Below are 25,682 nucleotides of genomic sequence, written 5' to 3'. Positions count from 1 at the left end.
GGTCAGTTTTGAAATACATATTTGATAATATTGGCACCCATATCCAGGGCCTTTTTACGCACCTCAGGTGAGTCGTTATGAACCTCTGGACTTTCCCACCCATCACCCAGGTCGCTTTCTACAGTGAATAAGAGTATAAGTCTGCCTTCATGAAAAATGCCTTTTGCTTGGGGTCGTGATCCTTCATGCTCATGGATTTTAGGCAAGCCCTTTGGGAAGCTGGCGTAGCTGTTGAATATAGGGTGATCTACCGGTAGCTCCACAAACGTCTTGTTAGGAAACAATTTGACGATCTCCTTATCAAGATATTCTTGCATGCCGTAGTTATCATCAATGTGGAGAAATCCACCACTCAGCAAATAATCCCGTAGATTTTCAATGTCAAGGTCTTGGAACAAAACGTTCCCATGACCAGTCATATGCACAAATGGATACTGAAATATATCACTACTCGAGGGCTCCACTGTTGCAACATCATCACTTAACGTGGTACCTAGATTCTCGTTACAGTAAGAAATTAAGTTAGGTAATGACGAGGGATTTGAATACCAGTCTCCCCCACCACTGTACTTTAAAACCGCTAGTTGTTGAGCTTGAACGCCCGATATTATAAGAAAAGCAATCATTAAAATACATCCTCGCATACCGTGGCAATTTACAACTATCGCAACTTATAATTACTAATAGAGCTATAAAGCTAATTACTTCAAATCAAGCAGCTGCAATCCTTGAAAAATGGTAGCAGTATAGACTCCAGCAGTCTCGGTGCGCAAACGAGTATTCCCTAAATTAACAGATTCAAACCCCATGGTAATCGCCATTTTCCATTCATCTGGCGTGAAGTCGCCTTCAGGTCCTATCATAATTATGGTGTCACTTCCCATTTCTAATTGCGACCCGAGATAACCTTCAGTCCCATCCATACAATGCGCCATAAATTTTTGCTGAGCATCGTGATTCTTAACAAATTGGTCAAATGATTGCTGATCTTTCAGCTCGGGCATCCATAGCTGCGCACTCTGTTGCAACGCGCTGGTGATTATTCTTTGAAAGCGATCGTGATTGATCTTTTTACGCTCGCTACGTTGACAAATTATGGGTGATATGGTAGAAACACCTATTTCCGTTGCCTTCTCCAGAAACCACTCCATGCGATCGTTCATTTTAGTGGGTGCAATGGCAATGTGTAGTGATGGTGATGGTGGAGGTTCCGCTTTCGCGAAAGCGAGATCTATCTCACACCTATTACTGGTTACAAGTCCCAGCGTAGCATCAAATAAATTCCCTTTGCCGTCAGTCACGTGAAAGGTATCGCCCGATTTTTTACGCAGCACTTTTGTGAGATGGCGAGAATCTTGTTTTTCTAATTCCAGTTTTGTGGACTGTGCGCTGGGTATGTCGTAATAAAATAATTGCATCTACATGGCGATTCTGGGGCTAGCGGTAACGTCAAAGCTGGCAAAATCCTTTTCCAAATACTTAAAATAGGCTGAGATACCGATCATCGCAGCATTATCAGTCGTGAACTCAAATGGCGGAATGAAGACGGTCCAGCCTTTATCTTGATAAGAAAGTAAGCGTTTCCTAATCCCAGAATTAGCACTTACACCACCTCCCATGGCCACTTGTTTGATACCGGTTTTTTTAACGGCCTTTTCCACCTTTTTAAATAAAATTTCAATCAAGGTATGTTGCACACTGGCGCAAATATCTTCAAGATTTTGAGCGATAAAATCAGGGTTATTCTTAGTTTCTTTCTGAATAAAATATAAGACTGCTGTTTTGAAACCACTGAAACTATAGTTGAGATCAGGAGCTTTAGGTATCGGAAAATCAAAACGATAAGGATTTCCTTTTTGAGCTAGCTTATCTAACTGAGGACCTGCTGGATATCCAAGCCCCAATATTTTACCTGTTTTGTCAAAGGCCTCACCTATCGCATCATCTTGAGTGGTTCCTAGGACTTCCATATTATGATAATCTGTCACCTTTACGATCTGTGTATGACCACCACTGATGGTGAGTCCTAGAAATGGGAAAGTAGGTTTAGGGTTTCCCGTTTCTATGAAATGTGCAAGAATGTGTCCTTGCATGTGGTGCACCTCAATAAGCGGAATATCTAGCCCTTGAGCGAGAGATTTTGCAAAACTAGTGCCCACTAGTAAGCTACCCATTAAACCAGGACCGCGAGTAAAAGCAATAGCACTCAAATCACTTTTTTTTATTCCAGCTTTTTTTAGAGCCGTATCAACTGCGGGCACAATGTTAGACTGGTGGGCTCTTGAAGCCAGCTCTGGTACCACACCACCGTATTGCTCATGGATTTTCTGATTGGTAATGACATTAGCCAGTACCTTGTCATTTTTTAGAATAGCGCATGCAGTGTCGTCACATGAAGATTCTATAGCAAGTATGTAGCAACTTTGTTTGTTCATAAAATGAATGGGGCATTACTTTTGGTAATATTGCAAAGTTAAATGAACTGTCATTAAAAGATTCCTGAAAATATTGTTGCGTACAGTCTTAGTGCTGTTCATTATCTTTCTGATCTTAGTTTGGGTATTTTCCTATTCTAGTGTGCAAACCTGGGCAGGTCGTCAGGCTACAGACTACTTGAACGAGGAGTTTGACGTTAACGTCTCCATCAAGAAAATTAAAGTTCTGTACTCTGGAGATGTTGTGATTAATGATGCCCTTGCTCTGGACGAGCGTCAAGATACGATGATTTATTTCAAGGAGCTTGAAACATCTGTTTTGGGATTTAGTGCCATGATGGCTGGGAGTCCTAATTTAGGCGATACTGAAATTGACGATCTTATTTTAAACATTAGGAGGTATAAGGGAGAACCTACCGACAATCTTACTGTTTTTATTGAAAAACTAAGCTCAGAACCTACTGGAGAACCGGTACAACCTTTTGAACTTACTACTGGAGATCTCACCATTAATAACGCCACTGTACGTGTTATAGATGAGGATTTGACAATACCAGAATCCTTTTTAGGCTCAAATATGAATGTGGAGACTGAAGGTTTGCACATTTTAGGCTCTGTTATTGAAAGTAATATAACCCATGCCGATTTTATATTAGGGAATGGGAGCATGAAAACTATTGATGGCGTGAGGGAAACTATAGTCATAAAAGACCTTGCTGCAGATTTTCAATACACTCCATCTCAGATCACAGCAGATGATTTGACCATTGAGACTGATGCCAGTACATTGATAGGTGATTTAAAATTGAATTATAAACGTGAAGATCTCGCTGAATTCCTAACCAAAGTGCAATGGGATTTCAAAATTGATACGGCGCAAATAGCAACCAATGAAATCAGAAAATTCTACGATGAAATTGTTCCGAATGAATCGGTTGCGCTTTCTGGATACCTGCAAGGAACTTTAAATGATTTCAAAGTAGACAATATGTTTGCCTCTACTTTAAATGATATTTCTATCGACGGTGATATGCATTTCAAGAACCTCGTGGAGAACGAGGAGGAGTTTTTTATTGAAGGGGACTTCAGGAATCTCCAAATAAGCAATCGCGATTTGAAAAAATTTCTCCCCAATATACTGGGAGATCAAATGCCGAGACAACTCAACGAACTTGGTACTATAAAAGCTCAAGGTTATGCTAGTGTAGATTCTAATCGTCTCGTCACTAGAATGCGAGGCTCAACGCGTAAGGGTAATTTTGATACAGATCTCACCCTTACTGAAATACAGAGTGGGAATATAGGTTACGTAGGAAACGTTCAACTTAAAAGTGTTGATCTCGGAGCGATTTTAGACGATGATAAATTTGGCAAAACCACGCTCAATCTCAATGTGAGCGGTCGTGGTTTTACACCTGAAAAAGCAATTTCAACCTTACGCGGAAGCGCTATTGAATTCACCTACAATGGGTATAGGTATAGAAATATTGTGGTTAATGGGAACCTCAAAAAACCAATTTTTAACGGTAGGATAAGTGTTAATGACCCTAATCTGAAAATGAAGTTCAATGGCCTTGTTGATATGTCTGAAACTATTAATAAGTATGATTTCAACGCTCAGATAGAATATGCTAACCTCAATGCTATCAACATTTTCAAAAGAGATAGCATTTCAGAATTAAGAGGCAACATTATAATGGATATGGAAGGTACTAACCTTGATAATGCCACGGGAGATATTAATATCACAGAAACCAGTTATAAAAATCAGAATGGAAACTATGTGTTTGATGATCTGGTTATTTCCTCATCGTTTAATGAAAACGTTCGTTTACTTACGGTCAAGAGTACGGATGTAATTGAGGGAGAGATCAGTGGTGAATTTAAAGTGAGGGAAATTCCAGAACTTTTCAAAAATAGTATTGGTACCGTGTATACCAATTATAAGAGTAAAAACATAACTGATAATCAGTATTTGAACTATGAATTTCAGATCTACGATAAAATTGTTGATTTAGTATTTCCAGAAATGGATCTGGGTGAGAATACCATTTTGAAAGGTCGCGTGAGTAGTAATGAGTCCGAATTTAAAATGACCTTTAGAACACCCATGATTGATGCCTACGGTGTTTATTTGGATAATGTAAATGTTCAAGTGGACAATCAAAATCCTATTTTTAATACGTATGTAAAGATTGATGAGGTCAGGAATAGGGTATATGACGTCAGAGACTTTCAATTAATTAATGTCACCAAAAACGACACATTACTTTTTAGAACAGAGTTTGAAAATGCAAAAAGACCTGAGGATAAATTTAAACTAAGTCTTTATCATACTGTTGATGAGCAAAGTCAGAGTGTTGTAGGTATAAGAAAAAGCAATTTTAGATTTCAGGGTAAAAAGTGGCAGCTCAATAAGAATGCTGATGATGTACAATTCACGTTTGATCATAACTTTAAAAAATTCTCTCTCGATTCTCTGTCAGCAACAAATGGCCAAGAGAAAATAACTCTAGCAGGACTTTACGATCAGAAAGAAGCTAAAGAGGTTTATCTGGATTTCGAGAAAGTGAGAATCTCTAGTCTCGTCTCTCCTATCGACAGTTTGAAATTAAGAGGCCAGATTGATGGAACCTTGAAATTAGAACAGATTAATGGTAACTATGCTCCAACAAGTGATTTCACGGTCCAATCTTTTGAGGTGAACGACACACCCCTAGGTAATTTTGATTTGAAAGTCAAAGGGGATGAATCACTCACAAATTATATCGTCCACGCCCAGCTCAGAGATGATGACACCAGAACTTTTGTTGCTGATGGTACCATAAACACATCTGGTGAAAATTCCACTTATGATGTAGAAGCAACTTTCAATGACTTTAATTTAATCTCTTTCAGTCCTTTGGGAGGAGTGGTCCTAGATAACATAAGAGGTTTTGCTGATGGAAAAGCTACACTAACTGGAAAACTTTCTGAACCAGAGATAAATGGTGAACTTACCCTACGCAATGCTGGACTACGCCTACCCTATCTTAATACTGATTTTGACTTTCAAGAATCGGCAAATGTGACCATCACTCCAGATGCTTTTGAATTTGAGCAAATAGAACTGACTGACACAAAATTTGGAACCAAAGGGATTCTAAATGGTTCTATTGAACATAAAAATTTTGGGTTCTGGGAATTGGACCTAGCCTTGGAATCCGATCGTCTACTTGTGCTCGATACAGATTTGACTCCTGAAGCACTTTATTACGGTACCGCATTTATAGACGGTAGCGCAACCATCACCGGTCCTACTACTGAGCTTTTCATCGACGTCACAGCAACAACAAGTGATGATACAGTGTTTAAGATTCCTATAGATGATGGTGAATCTCTAGGAGATACTAGCGCGATCTACTTTTTGAGTCCTGAAGAAAAGGCTGCTAGAGTTTCTGGTGAGACCGTTGAAATTAAAGAAGTCAATGGACTTGAATTAAGGTTTGATTTGAGGGTAACTCCAGTTGCTGAAGTAGAAATCACTGTAGATCCTACAAACGGTAGTTATTTAAGAGGAAGTGGTTATGGGAACTTGCTCATTGAGATCAATACAAACGGAAAATTCATCATGAATGGTGATTTCATCGCTACTGAGGGTATTTACAACTTTAAATATGCAGGGATCGTAAATAAGGAATTTACCATAACTCCCGGTGGAACCGTAGATTGGAATGGTGACCCCACAAAAGCCAATATCGACGTTAGCGCGGTATACAGTACTCGCGCAAACCCTTCTATCCTACTCGATAACCCTAACTTGAACGCTCAGATTCCGGTAGAAGTTGTTACCTATCTAGAAGGAGATCTTACTTTCTTTGATCCTGAATTTCAGATCAGATTCCCTAATACGAACTCGGTGGTGAGCTCTGAGCTGCAGTACCGCCTAGATGATCGAGCAGAGCGTCAATTACAAGCTTTGTCATTGATTACCTCTGGATCTTTCTATAATCCAAACAGTATTGGTCAAAATGCTGTTACCGGTAACGTAGTGGAAAATGTTACGGGAATTGTAAATGATTTAGTGAGTAATCAAGATAGCCAATTTGACTTTGGAGTGAGTTATGAGGCTAGTGAGCGCAATCCTAACTCAGCTTTACAGCGTTCTGACCGTTTTGGTATCACCTTGAGCACCCAGATTTCAGATCGCGTACTGATTAATGGGAAGCTGGGTGTACCAGTAGGAACTACAAACGCTACGGAAAGAGCGGTTATTGGAAATGTGGAGATCGAATTCCTCCTGAACGATGATGGAACACTACGTTTAAAACTTTTCAACCGTGAGAATACCTTACAGCAATTTGGCCAGCAAGAGGATTATACTCAAGGTCTAGGTCTTCAATATCAGGTCAACTTTGATTCCATTGCCGAATTATACGAGAAGATCTTTAAGAAAACCATGAGCAGAGAAACAGAAACAGAAAAGACTGCTCAGGAGCAAGTGTCAACACCTTCAAATTGAGGAAATATATTTCAATTACTTTCAGATAAAATATCCTCTGTAAATCAATAAAAAAACCCTCAAACCATTACCGGTTTGAGGGTTTCAATATGTATAAAGTAATCAGCTTAAGCAAGCACCGCCTGCACCTTATCAGCTGCTTCTTTAAATTCAACGGCACTCTGTACGTCAAGTCCAGAATTATCAATGAGTTCTTTTGCTATTTCAGCGTTGGTTCCCTGCAGTCGAACGATGATCGGTACATTTATCTCGTCACCCATATTTTTATAGGCATCTACGATACCTTGAGCAACACGGTCACAACGCACGATACCACCGAAAATGTTTACCAAGATCGCTTCTACCTTATCATCTTTTAAGATAATACGGAAAGCCTCTTCCACCCTTTTGGCATCTGCGGTTCCACCTACATCTAGGAAGTTAGCAGGTTCTCCTCCAGCTTGCTTGATCAAGTCCATCGTAGCCATCGCAAGACCGGCACCATTTACCATACAACCTACATTACCGTCTAGGTCAACATAGTTAAGTCCTACAGCCTTAGCCTCCACTTCAGTTGGATTCTCTTCACGAGTGTCGCGCATTTCAGCTAGATCCTTGTGACGGAACAGCGCATTCTCGTCTAGAGTGATTTTACAATCTACAGCGATGATGCGGTTGTCACTCGCCTTAAGTACAGGGTTGATCTCAAATAACGCAGAGTCAGAACCTACATAAGCATTATAAAGTTGCGTTACAAACTTGGTCATTTCTTTAAAGGCCTTACCGCTCAAACCTAAGTTGAAAGCAATACGACGTGCTTGAAAGCCTTGTAATCCATGTGCAGGATCCACAGTTTCGGTAAAGATCAAATGTGGAGTCTCCTCAGCAACAGTCTCGATATCCATTCCACCTTCAGTAGAATACATGATCATATTTTTTCCTTGTGCACGGTCTAGAAGAACCGACATGTAAAATTCCTCGATCTCAGCCTCTCCAGGCTCATAAACATCTTCAGCAACAAGAACCTGGTGTACCTTTTTACCTTCAGCGCTCGTTTGTGGAGTGACTAATTGCATTCCTATGATCTCATCTGATATCTTTTTGACATCATCTAGGCTTTTGGCAAGTTTCACACCACCACCCTTACCACGGCCACCAGCATGCACCTGAGCCTTGATAACGTGCCAGCCCGTACCGGTTTCCTCGGTAAGTTCTTTTGCAGCATCCACCGCATCTTCTGCAGTAGTTGCAATTTTACCGCGCTGGATGGTCACACCATAACTGGCTAGAATTTCTTTCCCTTGATATTCGTGAAGATTCATATTTGTCTTTTAAGTTCTACAATTATTTCAGCAAAAATAGCAAAGCACTGGCTAATAAAGAATCCTATTTAAGCTAAATGCCGGCTATACCTCTTATTCACATCTTACTTTTTCCAGTCAATCTAAACTCAAGAGCCGTATTTCGTTAAAAAAAAGCTTAATCTCAACATAGTTCCTCTGTAAAATCGTTCTATAATACTGTCGCGCCCTATTTTTACAGGCTTAAAATTTAACGAGTAATTCTCATGAACCATCAAGATTTGACCAACATAGCGCGGGAGCACGGTAGCCCGGTCTATGTCTATGATGCAGAGGTCATCATTGCGCAGTATGAACGTTTAGTTTCCGCTTTCGCGAAAGCGAAACAACTTAGAGTTCACTACGCAGTAAAAGCACTTTCTAACATCTCAATCTTGAAGCTTTTTAAACAGCTGGGAGCTGGACTGGATACCGTCAGTCTACAAGAGGTAGAGCTGGGGCTGGTCGCTGGTGTCGACCCAAAGATGATCATATACACGCCTAACGGTGTCTCGCTGGAAGAGATTGAAAAAGTAGCTGCCAAAGGCGTTCAGATCAACATCGATAATCTATCCATTCTCGAGCAATTTGGTTCCAAACACCCTGACGTACCGGTTTGCGTGCGTATCAATCCGCATGTGATGGCGGGTGGAAATGCCAATATTTCTGTGGGCCACATCGACAGCAAGTTTGGAATTTCCATACACCAGATTCCGCACCTGTTGCGTATTGTGGAGAATACCGGCATGAATGTAAACGGTGTTCACATGCACACGGGTAGTGATATTCTGGACATAGGCGTATTCCTATATGCTACAGAAGTTCTTTTTGAAACCGCGGCAAAATTTAAGGACCTTGAGTTCATCGACTTCGGTAGCGGATTCAAAGTTCCATATAAGGAGGGCGACGTCTCGACCGATATTGAAGAACTGGGCGAGCAGTTGAGTGAGCGTTTCAACAAGTTTTGCGATGATTATGGTAAGGACATCGCACTGGCTTTTGAACCCGGTAAATTTCTCGTGAGTGAGGCGGGACATTTTATTGCTCAGGTCAATGTGGTAAAACAAACCACTTCTACCGTTTTTGCTGGAATTGATTCAGGGTTCAATCACTTGATCCGTCCCATGCTGTACGGTTCCTATCACGGAATCAAAAACATTAGTAATCCAGAGGGGCGCCAGCGTTTTTACAGCGTGGTGGGCTATATCTGTGAAACAGACACTTTTGCCCAAAACCGCCAGATCGCCGAAATCACCGAGGGTGACTTACTCGCATTTTCAAACGCGGGAGCCTACTGTTTCAGCATGGCGAGCAATTACAACAGCCGCTACCGTCCTGCAGAAGTGTTATGGCACAACGGAAAATCCCACGTGATCAGAAAAAGGGAAACCATGAAAGACATCTTGAAAAACCAAGAGGTGGTGGAACTGGAATTAGCAACAGAACTCGCGGAATGATATTCAGATATAAATTATTGAATGCCAGAGCGAAAGTTCTGGCATTTTTATTTGAACTATCCTTAATCTTTGAAAAAGAACGATCATCTTATATTTGACCACAAAATAAAATTCATGTCAAAGAAATTTTTCACGCTACTTATTGCAAGTATTTTTTCAATCTTAACCTTTGCCCAAGTACAAACCGGTAAAGCATCTTTTTATGCCGATAAATTTGAAGGTCGCAGAACCGCGAGCGGTGTAAAATATAGACATGATAAAGCTACTGCGGCACACAGAACTTTACCTTTTGGCACCAAGCTTAGAGTGACCAATCTTGCCAATAACCGCAGCCAGATTGTAACGGTAAACGACCGTGGACCTTTTGTAAGAGGGCGCATCATCGATGTATCTAAGTCCATTGCGCAGAAATTGAATTTTGTAGGTCAGGGTGTTACTGACGTCGTCATTGAAGTAGTAGGAGACTCACAGACACCAGTTGCTGATAACGGAACTGACACAGGTGACTATCAAGAAGAGGATGACATAGACACCTATGAACAAACCCCAGCCGAATTCTATAATATCGATATCAATCGCGCAGATCCCGCTGGATTTGGTGTTCAAATTGGCAGCTTTCAAGAACTGGCAAACCTTATGAGGCTGGCGGATAATCTTGAGAAAAGCTACGGCAGCAAAATGACCGCTCAAGTAAAAACCGTACAAGGCATAAAAGTGTATACCTTGATCATCGGTAATTTTGACCAACGCCAGCAAGCTGAACGTTTTAAAGAACGCATCGAGCGACAATATCCTGGTTCTTTTATCGTGGAGTACGCTAAGTTTGAGAATGTGACGGGTCGGTGATTTAATAAAAACTTTTATAGATCCAGAATCTACCTTAACCTCTATTCATAAACACTTTCAACAGAATTTTAGGACAAACTTGAAGTAGAATAAGCTAACTTCCCTTCTAAGTGAAAGTAATGAGCAGAGGTTTTGTAAAAGAGGAAGATCAGGAAGAAGTACCTATGGTACCACCCAGGGCAGATCTGCCAGAGGGTGTTACAAATTATGTCACTCAAACCGGAATGAGTGAATTGCTCCAAGAGCAAGAAGATCTCATCAAGGAACGTGATAGTTCAGAAATTAAAGATGAGAAAGAGAAGAGAATTCAAACCAACTTTATTAACGCAAAACTGGGTCTGCTCAAGACAAGAATCGCGTCTGCTCAAGTTATTGATTTGAGTAAACAACCTAAAGACGAAGTACGTTTCGGAGCTTCCCTAAAATTAAAAATTGGGGATCAATCCAAACCTCAACAATTTCAAATTGTAGGCGTAGATGAAGCCGATATCGCCAAGGGGAAAATATCTTTTATCTCTCCTATCGCAAAACTGCTTACCAATAAAAAAGTCGGTGATAAAGTAATCTTGGAACTGAAGCCTAAGAATCGGGTATTTGAGATTTTGGAGATTGAATACGATTCCTAATCTTCAACTGATTCAATTTAAAAAGGACCTCTTTTCGAGATCCTTTTATGTTTTATAGATACAATTGCCATCAGTCCCACAGGCTTACTTCCAGCGCCTTCATATCCGCTACGTAGGGTTTCCAGACTTCCTCCATCCATTTTCTGGTTTCCATCATGGTTTTGTTTGCCAAGGTTTGTGCTTGATCCAGTAGCTGTCCTTCGGTAGGTGTTTGTGCGCCCTGACGGCTACCTATGTAGGAACTGGCAAGTCCTATATGTTGCATAATGGTCTTTTCAGGATTACGTGTAATTCCTTGACGGTCATCTGGCGTGCCAAAGTATTTGTTCTGCTCCAGCTTCAGTTCTTTGAGAACACTATCAGTTCGTTTGATCTGAGCTTTGAATTTCTCTTCATCGGCATCTTTCATTATTCTCTTGAAAAGCTCAGCGTTTTTTTTGCCTTCTGCCAGTGCTTGGGTCAGTTCATAGACTTCCTCATTGAGCGCTTCCAGTTTTTTCTGTTCCGCTCGCATGGCACGTCTATTGGCGATAGAAAACTCATCGATGCGTGGATCTTCCTGAACCTTTATCATCGTCTCACTGGTCAAATCTCCATATTCTAGAACAACTTTGTAAGTTCCTGGCAAAACGCTGACTCCAGTCGGTTCTCTCTTGCTTTCATCTACGCCTCTTCTCGGACGCTTTGCTCCTTTTTCTCTCAGGTACCATCCCCACGAGTGCACCCCTTTTTCTTTTGGCACTTTACTGCTCATTGTTCTGATGAGCTTATCGCCATCATAGATTTTAAGGAAAAGTGAATCGGGCTTCGCTTCGGCTCCGCTCAGCGACCCGTCTTCCTTATCTTCTTTGCTCTTATTGTCAGATCCTATTCCCTTTCCACCTTTTGTTTTGTACGCATCTGGATCAAAGAAATATCTGAACCTTCCTCTACTTCCCCTATTCTCGCCTTGATACATCGCATCAGCGCCAAAACGGCTTCCCGTGGGCTGCTGGTAACGGGCAAAATAAGCTGTAGGTGGCTCAAACAGGTATATGGGCTGCTCTGCAACGGTTGCTGTATCCTCCGAGCCCTGAGGCTCTCGATGGGCACTTTTTCTTTTCTTTCTACTCCTTTTCGCTTTCCCTTCGGCTCCGCTCAGGGACCGCGCGAAAGCGGAATAATCTCCAGCCATTTGTTTTAAAGGTTCCAAATCATCCAGCACCCATGCTGCACGACCGAATGTTCCAATCACCAAATCGTCCTCGCGCGGGTGAATGACAAGATCTTTCACACTCACAGTAGGGAAACCGTTTGTGTATTTTGTCCAGTTATCACCAGCATCGATACTCACGTAGAGCCCGTCGTCAGTTCCTAAAAACATCAAATTGTTCTGCTCTGGGTGCTCAATAATGCTTAATGCATAACTTTCTGTGTCGTCGGCATCCACGATTCTGGTCCAACTCTGTCCATAATTAGTAGTTCGGTAAGCGTAAGGCTCATAGTTGAAACGGCGGTAATCATTTGCAATAAGTAGCGCATGGCCTTTTTTTGTCTTGCTAGCCTTGATTTGTGCGATCCAGCTGCCTGTTGGAAGCCCTTTCAATCCAGAAGCGATATCTATCCAGTTAGCACCGCCATCTTTAGTTACATGCACGCGACCATCATCTGTTCCTACATATAATACGTCACGTTCTACCGCGCTGGGCTCTATGACCAGGATGGTGGTGTGATTCTCTGCTCCTGTTGCGTCCATAGTAAGTCCTCCGCTCTCACTTTGTTTTTGCTTTTCCGGATCGTTTGTGGTGAGATCTGGAGAGATCACTTTCCAAGTTAAACCTTTATCAGTGGATTTATGCACAAACTGACTCCCGAAGTACAAGGTTGAGTTGTCAAAGGGATCAATATTAATCGCAGCGTTCCAGTTGAATCTCAAGTCAACTTCGGGATCTGGATGCGTGGGTCGTACACTATAATTATTTCCCGTTTGCCAATCGTAGCGACTTACATAACCCTGCTGGCTCATGCTGTAACCATAACGGCTGTTGTCAGGATCTGGAACGACATCAAAACCATCCCCAAAGCTGATCTCCTGCCAGTAGGAATTCCTGATTCCCTGCGATCTCCAGACGTAAGCTGGTCCTCTCCAGCTCCCATTATCCTGCATTCCACCATACACATTATATGGTGTTTCCATATCTACATTAATGTGGTAAAACTGCGCCACAGGAAGATTCCCGATGAATCTCCACGACTTACCACGATCGTAAGTAATATTCATTCCACCATCATTCCCGTCGATCATGAAAGAACCATCTTTTGGGTGGATGTACCAGGCATGGTGGTCTGGATGAACACCATTGTCTACACCGTAAGCCGGCATAAGCTGATCGAAATTTTTCCCGCCGTCTTCAGAAACATTTACGTAAGTGAAAACGCTGTATACTCGGTTTTCATTCTGTGAATCTACATAGATCTCAGAGTAGTAAAAAGGTCTGTTTCCTATATCGCTTTTATCGTTGATCTTTTTCCAGTTTTCTCCACCATCAGTAGACTTATAAAGAGCATTTTTTTTTGCTTCTACAAGAGCGTAAACAATATTCGGATCGCTGGGCGCAATCGCCACTCCTATCCGACCCAATTCGCCTTTGGGCATTCCTTCTTTGTCGGTCAGTTTTTTCCAGTTATCACCACCGTCGTAAGTGATATAGAGTCCAGAACCTTCTCCACCCGATTTAAAGAACCACGGATCGCGCTTGTGTTCCCACATGGCAGCAATTAGTTTGTTGGGATTGCTTGGATCCATGATCAGATCAGCGGCACCTGATTTTTCGTTTGTATAAAGGACTTTTTTCCAAGACTTTCCACCATCTGTAGTTTTGAAGACACCGCGCTCTGGATGTTCTCCCCAAGGTGATCCTATCGCAGCAGCATAAACCACATCTGGATTTGTGGGATCGATCACCACGCGGTGGATATGTCTGGTTTTTTCAAGTCCCATAGACTTCCAGGTTTTCCCACCATCGAGGGATTTGTAAATGCCGTAACCACCGTTGAGAGAATTACGAGGGTTTCCTTCACCCGTTCCCACCCAGACCACGCTAGGGTTAGATTGTTGCACTGCTACTGCACCTATTGAAGCGGTCACCTCATTGTCAAAAATGGGGCCCCAAGTGGTGCCAGCATTAGTAGATTTCCATAAACCACCGCTCGCCGTCCCGGCATACATGATGTTTGTGTGATTTTCCACCACATCGATGGAGGTGACACGACCCGACATACCTGCTGGACCTATATTTCTGGGATTAAGTTCTTTGACCAGATCCAAATCTAATCTTTGTGCTTGGATCGCTCCAAAACAGATCAAGAACCCGATTAAAGTAAGTTTGATTTTCATAGAATTGTAATATTGCTCTAAAGATAGTGGGGATTCCGCTTTCGCGAAAGTGGGACAATTAAAATGCAACTCGTACTACGCAACCTTTTTGAGAATCAAGCATCTATATAAAAACTAAAAACATGAAAAAGCTCTATTTTATTCTTCCAGTATTATTTTTAATGACTGCTTACTCTTGTGATAGCGACGATCAAGATACTGACGTTGACAGCAATATTTTACAGGGAACATGGGAAATTAGAACCACCCTCGCTGATCCTGGAGATGGTAGTGGAACTTTCCAAGTTGACAACAGTGGTAAGCGCCTTACTTTTGACGGTAATGGAACAGTGAGCAGTAATTTCGGAATGTGTTTTGGAGCATCTTCAAGTTCCTCAGACCGAACAGGAAGTTATAATGAGATGGATAATACAATTATGGCTTCAGTTGGAAATTGTCAAGCGACCTACACTTTAGCCGATGGAACTCTTCAAATAAATTATTTCTGTATTGAGGCGTGCAGCGAGCGTTATGCTAAAATTGCAGATTAAAGATAATTATCTGAGCATTAAAGATTGTAGCAGATGTCATTATATAATGAGAAAACAGAAGCTGATTGTTTTTTTAAGGGCTACCAAGTATAACATTGAGCCCTAGCCCATAGTGCCACTGATTTTTGTTCAAAATCAATAAAGGTGAAATTGAAAATCCAAAAGATTCATGAATGAGGTATTCAATATTAGGGCTTATATGAATACTCCATGTACTGTAGGAATTGAATTCATAATCGTAATTTTCACTTATCAAAAAACTACCATTAAAGTTAAAATTAATCGGTTCTTGAATGATTGCTAGCCCGATCCCAACTTTAGGATGGAACCTCCAACTGCTCTGCTCGTTCAAATTGAATATCTTACCTATTCCAATACGAAAATTAAACAATCGCTCTCTTGCCGCAGAAAACCCAAAGCTATACACCGACTCTAAACCTCCACCATACCCTTCAGGGCGATTATGCGCTTTTGTAGTTAAGGCTGAAACGCCAAAATGAAGTGTGTTCTGATGATTTACTTTGTAATTTATACCAAAATCAAGACCTATATAACGACCAACTTGAAATCCAGATTCAAATGATATATTACCATGTGCGGCATCTTGGCCAAAACAGAAATTCTGAAAAAGTAGCAGCATTAAAAAGGCACTACAGTATACTGTGTTCTGTCTCGACTTCATGACTTAAAGATGATCATTTATAGTAAAAGTTGCGTAACACCAGCATTATTTTACACGCAAACAACAAAAACTAATCCTTCCTATACTTTTTAGTATCCTCAAATACGTGATCTAAAATCTCTTTATCCAACTCAGTAAAAGGAAGATTACGCCTTTTCATGACGACTTCTGCCACTTCATAAGCCTTAGAGGATTTATAAGTCATCATACCTTGTGGACCACCCCAACTGAAAGACGGAATAAAATTGCGTGGATATCCTGAACCGTAGATGTTGGCACTTACGCCGACAACCGTTCCTGTATTGAACATGGTATTGATTCCGCACTTGGAATGATCACCCATCATTAATCCGCAGAATTGTAGTCCGGTTTTAGCGAAACGACCTGTTTCATAATCCCACAGTCTTACCTCGGCGTAGTTGTTTTTTAAATTGCTGGTATTAGTATCGGCGCCCAGATTGCACCATTCTCCCAGTACTGAATTCCCTAAATAGCCCTCGTGTCCTTTGTTTGAATAACCGATTATAACTGAATTGCCTACCTCTCCACCTACTTTACTGTGAGGTCCAACTGTTGTTGGGCCATAAATTTTGGTTCCCAGTTTTGTCGAGCTATGATCACACAATGCAAAACCACCTCTAATCAAAGAACCTTCCATGACTTCTGCATTGCGGCCTATGTAAATAGAACCACTAGAAGCGTTAAGAATTGAAAAGTTGACTGTTGCTCCCTCCTCTATAAAAATACGTTCTGGATTTACAGCTTGAACATGCTCTGGGATGGGTTGACTATCGCGCTCTTTAGTAATCAAATCAAAGTCCATTTCCAGAACTTCTCCGTTCTTGGAAAAGATATCCCAGGTATGATCTATAAAAATAATTTCGTCACCTTCATAAATAACTTGCTCTAACTCGATGGTGGGTGTGTGAACTTGAGCCGCTCGATAGGCTACTACCCTATCGCCAGCCATAAGTTTTTGCTCTGATTTTAAAGCTTTGATTTGAAATACAAGTTCTTCAGTTGCTACTGCGTTTCCAGCAATAACAACATTGTCATCTGTTTCATGGAGAGAAAATTTTTTAGTTAAATATTCTTCTGTTTGAAAGCTTAACTCTTCTTCCAGCAATCTTTTCCAGCGATTAGTCATCGTGAGAATACCGCATCGTATCTCTGAAGCTGGGCGAGTGTAAGTAAAAGGTAGCAAAGACTTATGGGCGTCAAAATCTGAGAGTATGTAGTTCATAGCAATTTGGTTTTAGTCAAAGGTCGGAAATAAGAATAAGTTTAAGCTTAAGAGTAAGTTTAAGTCAATAAGAATTATACAACTTTAACCAGATCAGAACTGTATCAGATTTTATCGCAATACAATTTTTGTAACCAATTCTTGTCCCATATGATGGTTAAGATTCTCCATGATTTTAGTCCTGCCATACATCAATTCTTGACGCAAAACAGATGAAGATAAGTTCACGATAAGCGTTCCTGCAGTAAATTTCATTCCTGTAGTGTATTTCACGATGCCGGGTCCCATGACATCTTTCCAGGCTGTCTCTACATTAACGCGCTCAAACCCACGAGAAAGTTTTTCTTGAGATTTGAAATCCTGCAATGCATCGCTCAATTTTAGAAAGTCGTCTTTTTTATTGTTTCGCATCTGGTGTATATGAGGTATAGGTGTATAAGGTTCCGTTTTCATGGAGTAAGACCAGTTCTTTCTTACTCACACTTTTCAGGGTTTGCTGATAAGCATTTGAACTGTCAGCAAATTTCAATAGCAGTTCTCCATCTTTTTCCTTCCATTTAAAAGGCACTGGACTGCCATAATTGACAAAAGTTCCATCGTATCGTGGGCTCACGCGGTATTTCATCCCAGTATTTTCTTTGATCTCAAAATAGTCCATGTGATTTGAGAACGGAAAAGCTTTCTCAGATCCATCAGGCATTTCAACCGTCTCAATATTCCAGTAGCCTTCTAATAATTTGATTTTTTCTGAAGAATCTTTCTCGCAAGAGATTAAAAACATCGCGATACATACAGATAAAAAGATGTTCCACTTCATAGATTGAAAATTTTATAGGATTGCTCCGTACGTTTAATGACTTCCTCGGTTCTCTCGGGATGCGTATCACTGATCATGATCTGCCCAAATTGCTCCTCATTTACCATATCGATAATCTGCGCAACCCTCGATTCATCCAGTTTGTCAAAAATATCATCCAGCAATAAAATAGGTACAGTGCCGCTCTGCTGTTTGATAAATTCAAATTGAGCCAGTTTTAAACTTGTCAAAAAGCTTTTTTGCTGTCCCTGACTACCAAATTTTTTCACAGGATAGCCATTAAGCAATAAAATCAGGTCATCCTTGTGCGTGCCCACGCTTGTGTATTGCAACTGCATATCCTTTTGTTGGGCATTTGTCAAGGCCTCGCGCAAACTAAGCTCCTTGAGATCACTTTTGTATTTAATACTGACTTCTTCACTGGTCTGCGAAATCTTCTGATAGTATTTTCTAAAAATGAGTATGAAAACTTCTAAAAACTGAGTCCGTTGCTCATAAATGTACGTACCCAACTCACTCATTTGAAGATCATAGACTTCTAGCGCTGCACTGTCAAATTTTCTATTGCTGGCAAAGTATTTCAGCAGAGCATTGCGTTGCTGCACCAGTTTATTGTAATCAATCAGCTTGTTTAGGTAGGGATTATTTTCCAAGGAAATAACACCATCTAGAAATCGCCTGCGGGTATCGCTGCCCTCAGTAATCAAATCCCGATCTGCTGGTGAAATGATCACCAGCGGTATCAAACCGATGTGTTCACTGATGCGCTCGTACTCTTTGCCGTTGCGCTTCACCAGTCGCTTAGCGCCGCGTTTAGAACTGATGATCACGTTTTCCTCACGCCCATTTTTATCAAACTTTCCGTTCAGCATAAAAAAGTCTGTACCGTGTTTGATATTTTGAACTGCAATCGGGTTGAAGTAGCTCTTTGCATAAGCCAGATGGTAAACAGCGTCCAGCACATTAGTCTTACCCACCCCATTATTCCCCACAAAACAATTGATGCGCTCATCCATCTCAAAATCAGCACTCTCAAAGCTTTTATAGTTGATCAGGCTCAGTGATTTAAGATACATAATGGGTAACGACAGCTTTAAATGTGTGAGGTGATTGTAAGGGTTTACGCTTTCGCGAAAGCGTACTTATTAAAAAACTTTTTACAGCTGCACAAACCTACAAAAGAGGGAAGGAAATGACTGGTAGAATGCTCTTAAAAATGATGTGAGCCGGACAATTACCTCAAATACCCATTTCAACGGTTCAACTTAGTCGTAATAAAGTTTTCACACATTTTTATAATTCGATAATTGTTCTATTTTTGCGCGCACAATTTCAAGAAGTAATGGCAACGTACAATAAGCGAGGATATAAACCGAAAACCAAGCCTGAAAAGGAGGAAGAAGAACTAATTGACGACTCTGAGTCTACAACGGCAGAGGTATTTGAGTCGCTGGATGAGGGTGCCAATAAAACGGAGGAATGGGTAAGCAACAACCAAAACGCCATCATAGGTGTGATTGCTGCTATTGCTCTTGCAGCTCTAGTTTACTGGGCTTATAACGAGTTCATTCAATCTCCCAAGCAAAATGAAGCGCTTCTAGAAAGCATTAAAGCAAATGAACTTTATGCTGCTGCGTTAAACGCAAGCGGACAAGAACAAGACAGTCTTTACAATCTTGCTCTAGAAGGTGCTGATGGTAAATATGGACTGATCAAAATCGCAGATGAGTACGCCGGAACTGATGCTGGAAATCTAGCCAACTATCAGGCAGGTATGGCCTACCTCAACATAGGTGGTGATAAATACCAGAAAGCCATCGATTACCTAAGTGCTTATGATGGTGGCGACCGTGTAATGGAAGCGCTGGCACAAGCTGGTATAGGCGATGCTTTGGTACAAGTGAAGCAATATGACGATGCAGTAAGCTACTACTTAAACGCTGCCGATACGGAACCCAATGAATTCTCCTCACCTAAATACTTATTAAAAGCTGCTAAGGCCGCTCTCCAAGCTGGCGATAATGCAAAAGCGGTAAGCGCACTTGAGCGTATCGAAAATGAGTACAGCGACTCAGCAGAAGCTCAAAATGCAAAGGTTCTTTTAGGACAGGCTAAAGCCAAAAACTAAATCATGGCTACCGCAGGTAAGGATCTTTCAGCTTACGATAAGAATCAGCTTCCTGATGCGAGTAATATGCGCATAGGTCTCGTTGTTGCCGAGTGGAATGATGATATCACTGAAAACCTTTTCAACGGCGCTCATGAAACCTTGCTGGACTGTGGTGTAGATGAGGATCGCATCTTTAGATTAAATGTACCGGGCAGTTTTGAATTGGTTTATGGTGCAAAGCATATGCAAGACACTACCTACCCGATTAAAGATAAAGGTCAAAAGAAACGACTGGATGCGATAATTGTGATCGGTAGTGTGATACGTGGAGAAACCGCTCATTTTGACTTTGTTTGTCAGGGAGTAACTCAAGGGATCAAAGACTTAAACATTAATGACTCGCGCATACCAGTAATTTTTTGTGTTCTAACTGATGATACTCATGTTCAAAGTGTAGATCGCAGTGGTGGTCGCCATGGAAATAAGGGCAGCGAGGCTGCGGTTGCAGCAATAAAAATGGCTGCGATTAAGCTGGATAGTCTATAGTTCTCAGTTTTTATCTTTATTTTTTTTCGGTATTGTAATTTCTGACCTCTAATTGTAGGGGAGTTATTGTAATTTGCTATTCTAAACTAAGGATCCTTGTCTGAATTCAAAAAAGCAATAAATACCAAGTGTCTAGAAATTGTAGCTGAACGCCTAGACATTATCGATGACAATCTAAAAAACCTTCAGCATTCTAAGCAATCTGAAACCAAAAGCAGTGCCGGTGACAAATATGAAACCGGTCGCGCAATGATTCAGAACCAAGAAGAGCTTTATCGAAGACAGCGTCACCAGACTCAAATCATTCTAGATCAACTTTTGAAAATCGATCCAGATAAAAAATGTAAACGTGTTGAGGATGGTGCACTAGTCACGTTACCTTCTGGACACTATTACATCAGCGCGGGAATGGGGAAGCTTACTGTCAATGAAAAAGACGTATTTGCGCTATCCCTTGCCTCTCCTTTAGGAATGGCTTTGAAACATCGCCACGCAGGTGATACCTTCACCTTCAATGAGAAGGAACATAATATTCTCCAAATCGTTTGAACTCATGCAAGCACTTAAGAAACTTGAAAATCAACTTGCTGAACTTCACTCCTACATTGAGTTAGGCAATCAAAATGCTAATAATGTTTCTAAGGTGGGGACGTACTGGCATATTGATCATTCCTTAAATGTTATTAAAGGAATCATTCAAACCCTTGAAGAATCAAATCCTAAAAATTATGCTCCAAAATTCAGCTTCTGGAAATGGGTGGTCATGACTTTCAAAACCATTCCACGAGGGAAAGGAAAAGCTCCTAAACAGACTTTGAGTGCACAAGAAGCAACTCATAACAGTTTGCTTGAGAAACATGCGTCAACAATCGAAGAAGTCGCTGAAATTCCTGCAATCGATGAAAATAAAATTTTTAAACATCCTTTATTTGGATGGATGAAAAAGAAGGAAACTGTAAAGTTCATCACGATTCATACTCATCACCATCTTAAGATCATAAGAGATATTGTAAAGAAAAACTAGGATCTATTCCTATGAAATAATTCTTTGACGTGTGGTTTGTGAATTTCTACGAAAGTAAAAATCCCCAAGACTATTCCTAAAACTCCAGAGATGCAATTAATAATCTCTGTCGCAAAAACAAAGTTGAAATTCTTTGCTTTCCTCAAGTAAGAAGAGGATAGAAAATTGAAGATCGCTTTTAGTATACAAAAGAAGATTCCCACAGAACCAATTATAATAAAAATAACACTCACATCAAACGGTGGAGTGCTGGAAGAGTCTCGCATTATTTGATCGCTTAGAGCTGCTCCCATAAAGATGTAAAATATAAAGAACAGCGAGCTTAGAGAGGATAGAATACCATAAATCAAATGCATCGTTGCGAGCGTATTGAGATTGTTGTGGGCCGGGTAGCCGTCTCTGAATTGGTCATTAAAGGTATTTTCAGCGGTTTTTTGATCCATGGTTCTTTCTTTATCTATTAGTACGATAGTGATTGAAATTGTTACATTATAGGAATCCTTGTAACGATGCTTCTGTAGTCCTCTTAATAGATAATTTGGAAATCTTCTTCAGTTCTTTTGAAGATAGTGAATACGCTTACCTTTGTAGCATGTCAGATCAAAAAGGAACGCGCATCAATAAATACCTCAGTGAGCAAGGCTTTTGTTCAAGAAGAGCAGCCGATAAACTCATAGAGCAAGAACGGGTGACCATTAACGGTCAAGTTCCAGAAATGGGCTCCAAAGTCATGCCTGGAGATGAAGTCGCTGTAGATGGTGAAGCAATAAGCACAAAAAAAGAGAAACCCGTTTATCTAGCATTCCACAAACCAGTAGGCATTGTATGTACGACTGACACCAGAGTAGAAAAGGACAATATCATTGATTACATCAACTATCCTACTCGTATTTTCCCCATCGGCCGATTAGATAAAATGTCAGAAGGATTGATCTTTTTGACAAACGATGGCGATATCGTGAACAAGATTCTCAGAGCAAGAAACAATCATGAGAAGGAATACATCGTTCATGTAGACCGCACGGTAACCGATCGTTTTGTGCAGCGCATGTCTTCAGGGATTCCCATTTTAGATACCGTTACAAGAGAGTGCGAGGTTGAAAAATTAGGTAAACGCAGTTTTAGAATAGTGCTGACTCAAGGCTTGAATCGACAGATCAGACGTATGTGCGAGTATCTCGATTATAGAGTAACCAAACTGAAACGCGTGCGTATTATGAATGTGGAGCTGGATATGCCTGTAGGAAAGCATCGTGATCTTACTCGAGAAGAGTTAAGTACATTACGCAAACTGACTAAAAACAGCACTAAGGTTTTTAAATCCTCAGATTAGAACGATACCGATTACAAATTCTCCGGCACAATCGCCAAGCTATTGAATAAACTCGCTTTTGCGTTTAGTAATTTGACGATGATCTGTAGCTGTTTCTCGCTGCTCTCGATCAGTTTATTTTCACGAGCGTTGATCAAGAAAATGGAACTGTTACCCAGATCAAATTTACGTTCTTCAGCATAAAGCAAACGCGCAGATGAAGTCACGATTTCATCTGAGATCTGGTTTTGCCTACTGTAGGAATCGATCTCATTAAAGTTGGCCTTGATCTTATTCTCGATCTGAATACTGGTTGCCAAAAGGTCAAAAGACGCATCTTGCAACTTGATTTCAGCTAGGGCAAGGTCTCCGCGTTCTTTCCTCAAAAATATGGGGAATGAAAAGGTCGCCTGAGCCTTGTAATTATTCAATTGATAACTATCGCCATTATCCCATTCGGGTGTCAGTAAGTCCACGCCCACATCGAGTCTAGGTAAGAGTTTGTTGGCCTTCAAATCTCGATCTACGTCCAGTTGCTCCATTTTAAGCTGCATCGCCAAGATTTTGGGATGGTTCTCAATGGTGAAAAGATCCAGAGACTGTCCCATGATCTCAAGGGAAGCATCGATGTTGTCCAGCAATTCATTTTCAGGAAATGTATTTTCCCTCAATTCTATAGGGACGCCGTCGATCCATAAAAAGTTAGATAATTCCAAACGCTTTTTAACGAAATCCAAGCGTGCCTGCTCCAGACTCAATTGACGATTGTTTACGGCAATCCCAGCTTCAACACTATCGATAGCAGCTTTGTAACCCGTCTCCACCTGTCGCACGACACCCTCATACCTTATAATGGTATTTTCTAATATACTTTCAAAGAGCAAACGTTCCTGCGCCGCTCTCCACCATTCAAAATACACCTCAGTAGCGTCGGATAGGATTTGGTTGATTAAGAGGTTACGTTCTGACTGGGTCTGCTCACGGAATAATTTTGCTTTTCTAAGCGTCGCCATGCGATCATTGATCACTAAACCCTGCAAGACAGACACTTTCACTCCAGCGCTGTATAATCCATCTTCTGGAACCTTGAGTGATGGATCGAGAAAGGCTCCCTCATTGCGCTCAGCTCCAGCTTTGAATTCTACTCCGTACCAGGTGGGGATTTTGAATGCTCCACGCAATTCATCATAGTATTCTGTGCCTTTGAAATCCTTACGCTCATAGTCCACTTCAATTTTAGGATCAAACCCACCTCTCGCCTTCAATAATTGAGCCTCGCCCTGTTCGATTACAAGACCTGCTTGTTTAACGACTGGATGATGCTTCTTAACATACCCCAGATACTCACTGAGAGAAATGAATGTAGTATCCATGACTTCTTGAGTGGCTATGGGATTTTGTAGGACTCGCTTTCGCGAAAGCGTGCTACCCAAAGAGCTACACACTACAAAAAACATCAATATCGCAGAAAAGGAAAGGACTCTATTTCTTCTGGGCATTTTTATCCTTTTTAGCTTCTTTATCATTAGCCTCAGGCTGATAAAAGTTTGCTGGAAATCCATTCAAACGACGCCACAATTCATACCATACCGGCACATCTTCTAGCAATGCAAAGGTGTAGGCACCTGCGCCTGGAACCAGCTGGTCTGGCCACTGATGATCCTCCTCATCTGGAGCCAGCAATACTCGGTATTTTCCGTTAGTACTAATAAATTGCTCGATCGCAACGACTCTGGCTCCATAGGTTCCATAGGTCGCCGCAGGCCAGCCAGAAAAGATGATCGCCGGCCATCCATCAAATTGAACCCTCACCTCTTCCCCTTCATGTATCAAGGGCAAATCTATAGGCTCAACGTAGGTCTCTACCGCCAGCTCATAATCGTCTGGCATAATACTCACTAGCTGCTGTCCCTCTTTAAAGGTTTCACCTATTCCTCCTATTATAGCGCGGTTTACATATCCAGCTTGGGGCGCAGTCACATAATACAAATCTCTACGACGCTGGTAGTTTGCCCGATCTACCTCCAGTTTACTTACTTGAGCCTCTGTGTCAAACTGAGTACTCTGGGCGGTATAAAGATCACTCTCAGCCTTACTGATCTTATCAATATACTCTTGTCTCACACGATTGATTTCGACTAAAGCATCTGCTACCTTAGCTTTGCTCTGGAGTAGTTTTGCTTCCTGTGAAATACGTTTAGATTGGGTTTCTTGGTATTTCATCTCCTTCATCTCAACCTCTTGATCAGACTCAATGCCCTCTTCATTCAATTCTATAAAACGGTTGAGCTGTTGTAGGGCAATGCGCTCGTTTGTTCTAGCGGCTACGAGATCTATGCTATCACTCTCCACTCCTAATCGAGCTTGTTGCAATTTAAGTTGAGCCTGATCCAGTTTCAACTCACGTTCTTGATTGAGCGCACCTATTTGATTACGTAGTGCACTCACTTTGTTCTGATAGGAAATGACCGCGTTGCTTTTTGAGCCTATCTGATCCGTTGTACGCTCAACCAGTTGATCATCAAAATATTCACTTTTGACTTCACTAATCCTCAAAATGGTGTCCCCTACTTTAACCCTAGCCCCTTCTCGTACATACCACGTCTCTATTCGACCAGCGATGGGAGATTGTATAGTTTGTGGCCGTGATTCGGGCGTGAGTGTCGTTACATAACCATTACCGGTAACATTCTGTGTCCATGGCAAGAATAGAATAATGAATGCAAAAATGGCTGCACCACCTAAGAATCTATTGAAATATTTATAATGTCTTCTTTTAGCGACTTTAACGCCAGACTTATAGTCATTGAGCTCTAGATTCCCTTTAATGCTTGAAGTATTTGAGATGTTCAACATGA

23 protein-coding genes are annotated in these 25,682 nt (G+C 41.1%); 10 read left to right on the top strand and 13 right to left on the bottom strand.

The window, feature by feature from the left end; all coding sequences use genetic code 11:
• Positions 1-2: 2 nt before the first annotated feature.
• Genes BST97_RS02625 through tsaD form a run of 3 tightly spaced genes read right to left on the bottom strand, consistent with a single transcriptional unit; the run spans position 3 to position 2,435 of the window.
• Positions 3-644, bottom strand: a complete 642-nt coding sequence (locus BST97_RS02625) for a DUF4159 domain-containing protein (RefSeq protein WP_085765783.1) — start codon at positions 642-644, stop codon at positions 3-5.
• A gap of 57 nt (positions 645-701) precedes the next feature.
• Positions 702-1,418: a 16S rRNA (uracil(1498)-N(3))-methyltransferase gene (locus tag BST97_RS02620; protein WP_085765782.1), complete on the bottom strand. Its 717-nt coding sequence runs from the start codon at positions 1,416-1,418 to the stop codon at positions 702-704.
• Positions 1,419-2,435, bottom strand: a complete 1,017-nt coding sequence (gene tsaD, locus BST97_RS02615) for a tRNA (adenosine(37)-N6)-threonylcarbamoyltransferase complex transferase subunit TsaD (RefSeq protein WP_085765781.1) — start codon at positions 2,433-2,435, stop codon at positions 1,419-1,421.
• A 73-nt stretch (positions 2,436-2,508) separates the two neighbouring features.
• On the opposite strand from tsaD, the gene BST97_RS02610 reads away from it, so the two are divergent.
• A complete protein-coding gene (locus BST97_RS02610; protein WP_245833636.1) occupies positions 2,509-6,936 on the top strand; it encodes a translocation/assembly module TamB domain-containing protein in 4,428 nt (1,475 codons plus the stop codon).
• Between the two features lie 107 nt (positions 6,937-7,043).
• Here BST97_RS02610 and sucC read toward each other — a convergent pair whose 3' ends face one another.
• The gene (gene sucC, locus BST97_RS02605) at positions 7,044-8,237 is read right to left on the bottom strand and encodes an ADP-forming succinate--CoA ligase subunit beta (protein WP_085765780.1); all 1,194 of its coding nucleotides are present in this window, start codon (positions 8,235-8,237) and stop codon (positions 7,044-7,046) included.
• Positions 8,238-8,482: 245 nt separating this feature from the next.
• Here sucC and lysA point away from each other — a divergent pair, with 245 nt between their 5' ends.
• From lysA to BST97_RS02590, 3 genes are all read left to right on the top strand, one after another.
• Positions 8,483-9,712: a diaminopimelate decarboxylase gene (lysA, locus tag BST97_RS02600; RefSeq protein WP_085765779.1), complete on the top strand. Its 1,230-nt coding sequence runs from the start codon at positions 8,483-8,485 to the stop codon at positions 9,710-9,712.
• Between the two features lie 114 nt (positions 9,713-9,826).
• Entirely contained in the window at positions 9,827-10,558 is a 732-nt protein-coding gene (locus BST97_RS02595; protein ID WP_085765778.1) for a septal ring lytic transglycosylase RlpA family protein, read from the top strand.
• Positions 10,559-10,677: 119 nt separating this feature from the next.
• Positions 10,678-11,184 (top strand): GreA/GreB family elongation factor, encoded by a 507-nt coding sequence (locus BST97_RS02590; protein ID WP_085768129.1) that lies wholly within the window; start codon positions 10,678-10,680, stop codon positions 11,182-11,184.
• 70 nt (positions 11,185-11,254) lie between these two features.
• Here the strand turns inward: BST97_RS02590 and BST97_RS02585 are convergent, their stop codons facing one another.
• Positions 11,255-14,560, bottom strand: a complete 3,306-nt coding sequence (locus BST97_RS02585; protein WP_085765777.1) for a WD40/YVTN/BNR-like repeat-containing protein — start codon at positions 14,558-14,560, stop codon at positions 11,255-11,257.
• 122 nt (positions 14,561-14,682) lie between these two features.
• Between BST97_RS02585 and BST97_RS02580 the strand changes: the two genes are divergently transcribed.
• Positions 14,683-15,090, top strand: coding sequence for a hypothetical protein (locus tag BST97_RS02580; protein ID WP_085765776.1), 408 nt, complete (start codon positions 14,683-14,685; stop codon positions 15,088-15,090).
• Between the two features lie 73 nt (positions 15,091-15,163).
• Here the strand turns inward: BST97_RS02580 and BST97_RS02575 are convergent, their stop codons facing one another.
• The 5 genes from BST97_RS02575 to recF form a co-directional block, all read right to left on the bottom strand.
• Positions 15,164-15,772 carry a hypothetical protein gene (locus BST97_RS02575; protein ID WP_157111398.1) on the bottom strand — a complete coding sequence of 203 codons (609 nt, stop codon included), beginning with the start codon at positions 15,770-15,772 and terminating at the stop codon, positions 15,164-15,166.
• A gap of 70 nt (positions 15,773-15,842) precedes the next feature.
• On the bottom strand, positions 15,843-17,015 hold the full coding sequence (locus BST97_RS02570) for a GlmU family protein (RefSeq protein WP_085765774.1): 1,173 nt from the start codon (positions 17,013-17,015) through the stop codon (positions 15,843-15,845).
• Between the two features lie 111 nt (positions 17,016-17,126).
• Positions 17,127-17,426, bottom strand: a complete 300-nt coding sequence (locus tag BST97_RS02565; RefSeq protein WP_085765773.1) for a DUF721 domain-containing protein — start codon at positions 17,424-17,426, stop codon at positions 17,127-17,129.
• A complete protein-coding gene (locus BST97_RS02560) occupies positions 17,413-17,832 on the bottom strand; it encodes a lipocalin-like domain-containing protein (RefSeq protein ID WP_085765772.1) in 420 nt (139 codons plus the stop codon). The genes BST97_RS02565 and BST97_RS02560 overlap by 14 nt, the downstream gene beginning before the upstream one ends.
• A complete protein-coding gene (recF, locus tag BST97_RS02555; RefSeq protein WP_085765771.1) occupies positions 17,829-18,908 on the bottom strand; it encodes a DNA replication/repair protein RecF in 1,080 nt (359 codons plus the stop codon). Before recF ends, BST97_RS02560 begins: the two co-directional genes overlap by 4 nt.
• Positions 18,909-19,174: 266 nt before the next feature.
• Between recF and BST97_RS02550 the strand changes: the two genes are divergently transcribed.
• From BST97_RS02550 to BST97_RS02535, 4 genes are all read left to right on the top strand, one after another.
• Entirely contained in the window at positions 19,175-19,960 is a 786-nt protein-coding gene (locus BST97_RS02550; protein WP_085765770.1) for a tetratricopeptide repeat protein, read from the top strand.
• A gap of 3 nt (positions 19,961-19,963) precedes the next feature.
• On the top strand, positions 19,964-20,488 hold the full coding sequence (gene ribH / locus BST97_RS02545) for a 6,7-dimethyl-8-ribityllumazine synthase (RefSeq protein ID WP_085765769.1): 525 nt from the start codon (positions 19,964-19,966) through the stop codon (positions 20,486-20,488).
• A gap of 96 nt (positions 20,489-20,584) precedes the next feature.
• Complete coding sequence (locus BST97_RS02540) at positions 20,585-21,037, top strand: transcription elongation factor (RefSeq protein ID WP_085765768.1); 453 nt, start codon at positions 20,585-20,587, stop codon at positions 21,035-21,037.
• Between the two features lie 4 nt (positions 21,038-21,041).
• Positions 21,042-21,512, top strand: coding sequence for a DUF1569 domain-containing protein (locus tag BST97_RS02535; RefSeq protein WP_085765767.1), 471 nt, complete (start codon positions 21,042-21,044; stop codon positions 21,510-21,512).
• On the opposite strand, the gene BST97_RS02530 is transcribed toward BST97_RS02535, so the two are convergent.
• Positions 21,509-21,955, bottom strand: coding sequence for a hypothetical protein (locus tag BST97_RS02530; RefSeq protein WP_085765766.1), 447 nt, complete (start codon positions 21,953-21,955; stop codon positions 21,509-21,511). The two genes, BST97_RS02535 and BST97_RS02530, sit on opposite strands and share 4 nt — an antisense overlap.
• 149 nt (positions 21,956-22,104) lie before the next feature.
• On the opposite strand from BST97_RS02530, the gene rluF reads away from it, so the two are divergent.
• Entirely contained in the window at positions 22,105-22,845 is a 741-nt protein-coding gene (gene rluF / locus BST97_RS02525) for a 23S rRNA pseudouridine(2604) synthase RluF (RefSeq protein ID WP_085765765.1), read from the top strand.
• 11 nt (positions 22,846-22,856) lie between these two features.
• Here rluF and BST97_RS02520 read toward each other — a convergent pair whose 3' ends face one another.
• Positions 22,857-24,323, bottom strand: a complete 1,467-nt coding sequence (locus BST97_RS02520; protein WP_085768128.1) for a TolC family protein — start codon at positions 24,321-24,323, stop codon at positions 22,857-22,859.
• Positions 24,307-25,680, bottom strand: coding sequence for an HlyD family secretion protein (locus tag BST97_RS02515; protein ID WP_085765764.1), 1,374 nt, complete (start codon positions 25,678-25,680; stop codon positions 24,307-24,309). The genes BST97_RS02520 and BST97_RS02515 overlap by 17 nt, the downstream gene beginning before the upstream one ends.
• Positions 25,681-25,682 lie beyond the last annotated feature (2 nt).

It is taken from the genome of Nonlabens spongiae (assembly GCF_002117125.1).
Taxonomy (GTDB): Bacteria; Bacteroidota; Bacteroidia; order Flavobacteriales; family Flavobacteriaceae; genus Nonlabens; species Nonlabens spongiae.
Note: the sequence above shows the minus strand (reverse complement) of the source record. Positions and strands in the feature narration are given on the sequence as shown.